This window comes from Ruminococcus sp. OM06-36AC (assembly GCF_003438725.1).
In the GTDB taxonomy this organism is placed as follows: Bacteria; Bacillota; Clostridia; order Oscillospirales; family Ruminococcaceae; genus Ruminococcus_C; species Ruminococcus_C callidus.
The window spans coordinates 1-5,704 of sequence record NZ_QSTT01000042.1; the positions used below are offsets into that span (position 1 = coordinate 1).

5 protein-coding genes are annotated in these 5,704 nt (G+C 41.6%); all 5 read left to right on the forward strand.

Going from position 1 to position 5,704, the window contains the following annotated elements; genetic code table 11:
• The first annotated feature begins 397 nt into the window (after window positions 1-397).
• The 5 genes from DXB92_RS12735 (at window position 398) to DXB92_RS12755 (ending at window position 5,501) form a co-directional block, all read left to right on the forward strand.
• Complete coding sequence (locus DXB92_RS12735; RefSeq protein WP_117734171.1) at window positions 398-1,498, forward strand: ROK family transcriptional regulator; 1,101 nt, start codon at window positions 398-400, stop codon at window positions 1,496-1,498.
• Between the two features lie 235 nt (window positions 1,499-1,733).
• A complete protein-coding gene (locus tag DXB92_RS12740; protein WP_117734172.1) occupies window positions 1,734-2,759 on the forward strand; it encodes an alcohol dehydrogenase catalytic domain-containing protein in 1,026 nt (341 codons plus the stop codon).
• 21 nt (window positions 2,760-2,780) lie between these two features.
• Complete coding sequence (locus DXB92_RS12745) at window positions 2,781-4,151, forward strand: MFS transporter (RefSeq protein ID WP_117734173.1); 1,371 nt, start codon at window positions 2,781-2,783, stop codon at window positions 4,149-4,151.
• Window positions 4,144-5,106 carry a carbohydrate kinase gene (locus DXB92_RS12750; RefSeq protein WP_117734174.1) on the forward strand — a complete coding sequence of 321 codons (963 nt, stop codon included), beginning with the start codon at window positions 4,144-4,146 and terminating at the stop codon, window positions 5,104-5,106. Before DXB92_RS12745 ends, DXB92_RS12750 begins: the two co-directional genes overlap by 8 nt.
• Before the next feature lie 2 nt (window positions 5,107-5,108).
• Entirely contained in the window at window positions 5,109-5,501 is a 393-nt protein-coding gene (locus tag DXB92_RS12755; RefSeq protein WP_117734175.1) for a VOC family protein, read from the forward strand.
• Window positions 5,502-5,704 lie beyond the last annotated feature (203 nt).

Sequence of the window (5,704 nt, forward strand, 5' to 3'; positions counted from 1 at the left end):
CTCTCATAATGGTTCTTGCAGGAGAATTCCCCTTCTTAACAATATCTGTGAGGTACTTACGGTCTGCCTCTGTTAACTCAATAATATATTTTGTAGTTGGCATAATAAATCTCCTTTTCTGGTGATAAGACTATTATACCACACATTAATATTTTATGCAATATTTAAATGTTACAAAGTACTAGGCTCTTGTAAATCTCTTCAGAATAGTGTGTACTTGTATTCATAGGACAACTCTCTTTTGTCTTGTAGGTCACAAGTTCATTACAACTCTTTTTGGGGGCTGTTGTCCTATCTTTTTGCGCAATTTTTTCGTTTCATTAAAATACACTTGATTTTTCCCCGCAAATGATGTATACTTTTATAAAACCATTGAAAAAAGAGCGGAAGTGATCATATGCAGAGAAAGGAAAACAATTTTAACCAGAGAAAAATTGCAAAATTTATCCTGAAAAAAGGTGAAACCTCCAAACAGGAAATTGCATCTGAATTGGGCCTCAGTATGCCTACAGTTTTGCAGAACGTAAAAGAACTTGTTCAAAACGGACTGGTAATAGAAACTGGAAAATATGAGTCCACCGGCGGAAGAAAGGCAGCCGTTCTGTCTATTGCAGAACAATTCAGAACAGCTGTGGGAATTGATATAACTGCCAATCATATCAGTTATGTCCTTATGGATCTTTGTGGAAAAGTGATTGCGAAAAAGCGAATGAAATCCGTATTTGCAAACGATTCTGCGTATTATCAAAGTGTTGCCGATAATCTGGAAACATTTTTGCGTGATACAGATGCTGATAGGAAAAAAATTCTTGGTGTGGGATTTTCCTTGCCCGGAATCATAAATAAACACGATAATGTTCTTGTACGTTCTCATGTGTTGAAACAGAACCATATGAATCTGAAACCATTCAGTCAAAGAATTCCATTTCCCGTTTCATATGAAAATGATGCCAATAGTGCGCTGTTCGCGGAAACACATCATATTGACACGGATATGATATACCTTTCTCTTAGCAATAGCGTTGGCGGAGCAATTTACCTGAACGGAAAAATTTTTGAAGGCAATCATCGCCGGAGTGCCGAATTCGGACACATGATCGTAGAATTCAATGGAAAAACCTGTTACTGCGGAAAAAAAGGCTGTGCTGACGCATATTGCTCAGCCACAGTTCTTCTGAAATATGCAGATTCCTTAGAGGACTTTTTTGAATGTCTGCAAGACGGCGATACAGAAATTCAGACAGCGTGGGACAACTATCTGGATTACCTTGCTGTTCTGATTACCAATCTGAGAATGGCATTTGACTGTGATATTATGCTCGGAGGTTATGTGGGCGGTTATTTGAAACAATATATGCCGGAACTGAGCCGTAAGGCAGTACAGTATAATATGTTTGAAAACGACACATTATATCTGAAAAATTGTACCTATGAACGAGAAGCATCTGCTATCGGTGCAGCAATGTATTTCTTTGATTCTTATCTGAATTCTTTGTGAGACAATTTATAAACGTAATGTCCCGGGTATTGCTCGGGGCTTTTTTTGTGCACTTTGTGCAAAACAGAAACCTTGTATTTGTAAGAAAAAGAGAAACTGTATTTTTTCGACAAAAGCTATTGACAAATACAAAGATGTAGTGTATACTGTAGTCAGTTACATAAAGCGTTTTATAAAAGTAATTATAAAACGAAAAAATGAGCGAAAAATTTGATATGAAAAAGGAGCGATTGTTATGTTACAGCAGGTTATGACAAATCCAAAGGAAATCACATTCAACGAGGTTCCGGTGCCGGAAATCAAAGCAGATCAGGTTCTGGTGAAGATTATGAAAATCGGTGTGTGCGGTTCGGATATCCATGTGTATCATGGAAAGCATCCGTTTACCTCTTATCCGGTTACACAGGGACATGAGGTGTCCGGCGAAATTGTAAAGCTCGGAGAAAAAGTAACAGGATTTACAGTAGGACAAAAAGTAACGATTCAGCCGCAGGTGGTATGCGGAAAGTGCTATCCCTGCCGTCACGGCAAGTACAATCTCTGTGAAGAACTCAAGGTTATGGGATTCCAGACAACAGGTACAGCTTCCGAATTTTTTGCTGTCGATGCTGCAAAGGCAACAGCACTTCCGGAAGATATGTCTTATGACGAGGGAGCAATGATCGAACCGTTGGCAGTTGCTGTGCATGCAGTTAAACGTGCAGGCGATGTCAAGGGTATGAAAATTGCAGTTCTGGGTGCAGGTCCAATTGGAATTCTGGTAGCACAGACAGCAAAAGGTTTGGGCGCTGAAAGTGTAATGATAACTGATGTCAGTGACCTTCGTCTGGAAAAGGCAAAAGAATGCGGTGTTGATTTCTGCATCAATACGAAAGAAAAGGATTTCGGCGAGGCGATGCTGGAGAATTTCGGACCGGATAAGGCAGATGTGATTTACGACTGTGCAGGAAACAATATCACCATGGGTCAGGCGATAAAGTATGCGAGAAAAGGCAGTACAATTATTCTTGTAGCTGTATTTGCCGGTATGGCAGAGATTGACCTTGCTGTACTGAATGATCATGAGCTTGACCTGAACACCTCAATGATGTATCGGAACGAGGATTATATTGAGGCGATCCGTCTGGTTAACGAAAACAAGGTTGCGCTCAAGCCGTTGATTTCTAAACACTTTTCGTTTCAGGATTACAAGGCAGCGTATGAGTATATTGATGCCAACAGAGAGACAACCATGAAGGTGATCATTAACGTGCAGGAATAATGCAGACTGGAGGAATACGACATGAAAGCGAATGATACCAATCTGAAAATACCCTTTATCAGTAAATTTGCTTATGGTATGGGCGATGTAGGCTGTAATTTCAGCTGGATGTTCGTTGGTAATTTCCTTATGATTTTTTATACCGATGTATTCGGTATCAGTATGAGTGCTGTTGCTGCATTGATGCTGTTCTCACGCTTCTGGGACGCTATCAATGATCCCATTGTAGGCAGTCTGACCGACCGAACCAATACTCGCTGGGGACGTTATCGTCCCTGGCTGCTCATTGCAGCACCGCTGACTGCAATTGTGCTGATGATTTCCTTCTGGACTCATCCGGACTGGAGCAGCACTGCCAAAATAGTGTATATGACCATAACCTATTGTATCCTGGTATTGGGTTATACCTGTGTCAATATTCCATATGGAACTCTCTGTGGTGCTATGACACAGAACATTGAAGAACGTGCAAAAATTAATACCTTCCGTTCCGTCAGTGCCATGATTGCCATCGGTATTATCAATATTATCACACTGCCCTTGATTTCCAAACTGGGCGGCGGCAGCGATAAGCGTGGTTATCTGCTGGTAGCTGTACTTTATGGTGCGATTTTTGCTGCCTGTCATATTTTCTGCTTTGCTAAGACAAAGGAAGCAGTAACCATTCCGGAAAAGAAGAAAATACCCATAAAGCTGCAAATTCAGACTGTGCTTCAGAATAAGCCCTATCTGCTGGCATTACTGGGACAGTTCCTGTTTGGTGTAACACTCTATGGAAGAAATGCTGATGCATTGTACTATTTTAAGTATGTGGAGGGGACTGAATCCCTGTTTACTACTTATTCCATGGCAATTATTATTCCATCAATTATCGGTGCCGGACTGTTTCCTATTATTTTCAGATGGACAGGAAATAAAGGCAGAGCTGCCTCTATATTAGCACTTGGAACAGGTGTATGTATGCTGTCACTGTATCTGTTCAGCCCCGTAAAGACACTGGTTCCGTTCTATATCTGTTCTGGTCTGACACAGTTTTTCTTTGCAGGTTTTAACACAGCTATTTATGCCATTATTCCCGACTGTGTAGAATATGGAGAATGGAAAACCGGTGTCCGCAATGACGGTTTCCAGTATGCATTTATCTCTCTTGGAAATAAAATCGGAATGGCAATCGGTACATCTGTTCTTGCAGCAGTACTGAGTGCAACTGGTTTTGAGGCAAATATGCAGCAGAATGAAAATGTGCTTTCGATTATGAAACACAGCTTTTCTACCATTCCGGGAATACTTTGGATCGTTACGGCCATTGCACTGTTTTTCTACAGACTGAACAAGAAATCCTATAACAAAATTGTAGCTGAAATCAAGGAAAGGAGCAATACAAATGTTTGATGTAACAGCTTTAGGAGAAATGCTGATTGATTTTACCATGCAGGGCAGGAATGAGCAGGGACAAAGAATATTTGCTCAGAATGCAGGCGGTGCACCGGCAAATGTCATGGCAGCTATGGCGAAGCTTGGCGCAAGAACTGCCTTTATCGGCAAAGCCGGAAATGATATGCACGGCAGATTTCTCAAAGAAACCCTTGATAACTGCGGCATTGATAGTACAGGTTTTATATTAAGTGATGATTATTTTACCACTTTGGCGTTTGTAGATGTCAAGCCAGACGGAGAACGGGAATTTTCCTTTGCCCGAAATCATGGTGCAGATAAGATGCTGGAAAAAGAGGAAGTTCCGCTGGAACTGATTCGCAACAGCAGAATTTTGCATCTTGGTTCGATTTCACTGACAGATGAGTCGGTACGCAGTACCACCCTGTTTGCTGTACAGAAAGCAAAAGAAGCTGGATGTGTGATCTCTTATGACCCGAATTATCGTGCCTCTCTCTGGAAATCGGAGGAACTTGCCAAAAAGCAGATGCGGAGCATGGTACAGTACGCAGATCTGATGAAGATTTCAGAGGAAGAAACCATGCTGCTCACTGGTGAGAGCGACTATCAGAAAGCTGCGGAACTTCTGATGCAGAGCGGTGTAAAAATAGTGGTCGTAACACTTGGAAAAACAGGTGCCTACGTCCAGACCAGACAGGGCGGACAGCTGGTAAAAGGATTCCAGAACAAGGCGGTAGATGCGACTGGTGCAGGCGATGCCTTTTGGGGTGGATTCTTGTTTCAGTTCAGCCGCTGCGAAAAAGCATCGGAAACGATCACGACAGAAGAAGCGGCAAAGTTTGCAGACTTTGGAAATGCAGTGGCAAGTGTCTGTGTCCAGAAACACGGTGCAATTCCGGCGATGCCGGACATGGCACAGACACTGGAACAATTGAAAGAAGAGAGGTTATGAGCATGAAGTTACAGGACAATGCAACGGGATTTCAGCATCTGGGTTTTCCGACGAATGATTTAGCGGAAACGGTTGCCTTTTATGAAAAACTTGGATTTGCGGTAGCTCTTCGTACTTATAATGAAGAGGCAGGAGAAGCAGTTGCGTTTTTGCAGTTGGGAAATCTGATGCTGGAAATTTATGAAAATCATCAGGCACCAATGCAGACTGGAGCGTGGGATCATCTAGCAATCGATGTCAAGGATATCGAAGCAGCTTATCAAGAAGTCTGTTCATTGGGTCTGAATAATCAGAAGGATACGATTCATTTTCTGCCGTTTTGGGAGAATGGTGTAAAGTTTTTCAAAATCACAGGACCGAATCGTGAAGTGATTGAGTTTAGCCAGATCCTTTAAAAATACAATCGAGAACCGCCACAGTAAAATAATAACTGTGGCGGTTCTTGCTATGGGGCATAACATAGTTTATTAGATTAATAGCAGAATAGCAAAAACTTACGTAAAAATTAACTGGATAATGGCATAAAATCCGTCTTAGGATTCGGCCCTGCGAAAAAATTTCTGTAAATTTAACAACAGTGATAAAAAACGATATTGTG

Bases quoted from the DNA above. Each gene is read 5' to 3' on its own strand.
- DXB92_RS12735 (WP_117734171.1), top strand. From the start codon at position 398: ATGCAGAGAAAGGAAAACAATTTTAACCAGAGAAAAATTGCAAAATTT.
- DXB92_RS12740 (WP_117734172.1), top strand. From the start codon at position 1,734: ATGTTACAGCAGGTTATGACAAATCCAAAGGAAATCACATTCAACGAG.
- DXB92_RS12745 (WP_117734173.1), top strand. From the start codon at position 2,781: ATGAAAGCGAATGATACCAATCTGAAAATACCCTTTATCAGTAAATTT.
- DXB92_RS12750 (WP_117734174.1), top strand. From the start codon at position 4,144: ATGTTTGATGTAACAGCTTTAGGAGAAATGCTGATTGATTTTACCATG.
- DXB92_RS12755 (WP_117734175.1), top strand. From the start codon at position 5,109: ATGAAGTTACAGGACAATGCAACGGGATTTCAGCATCTGGGTTTTCCG.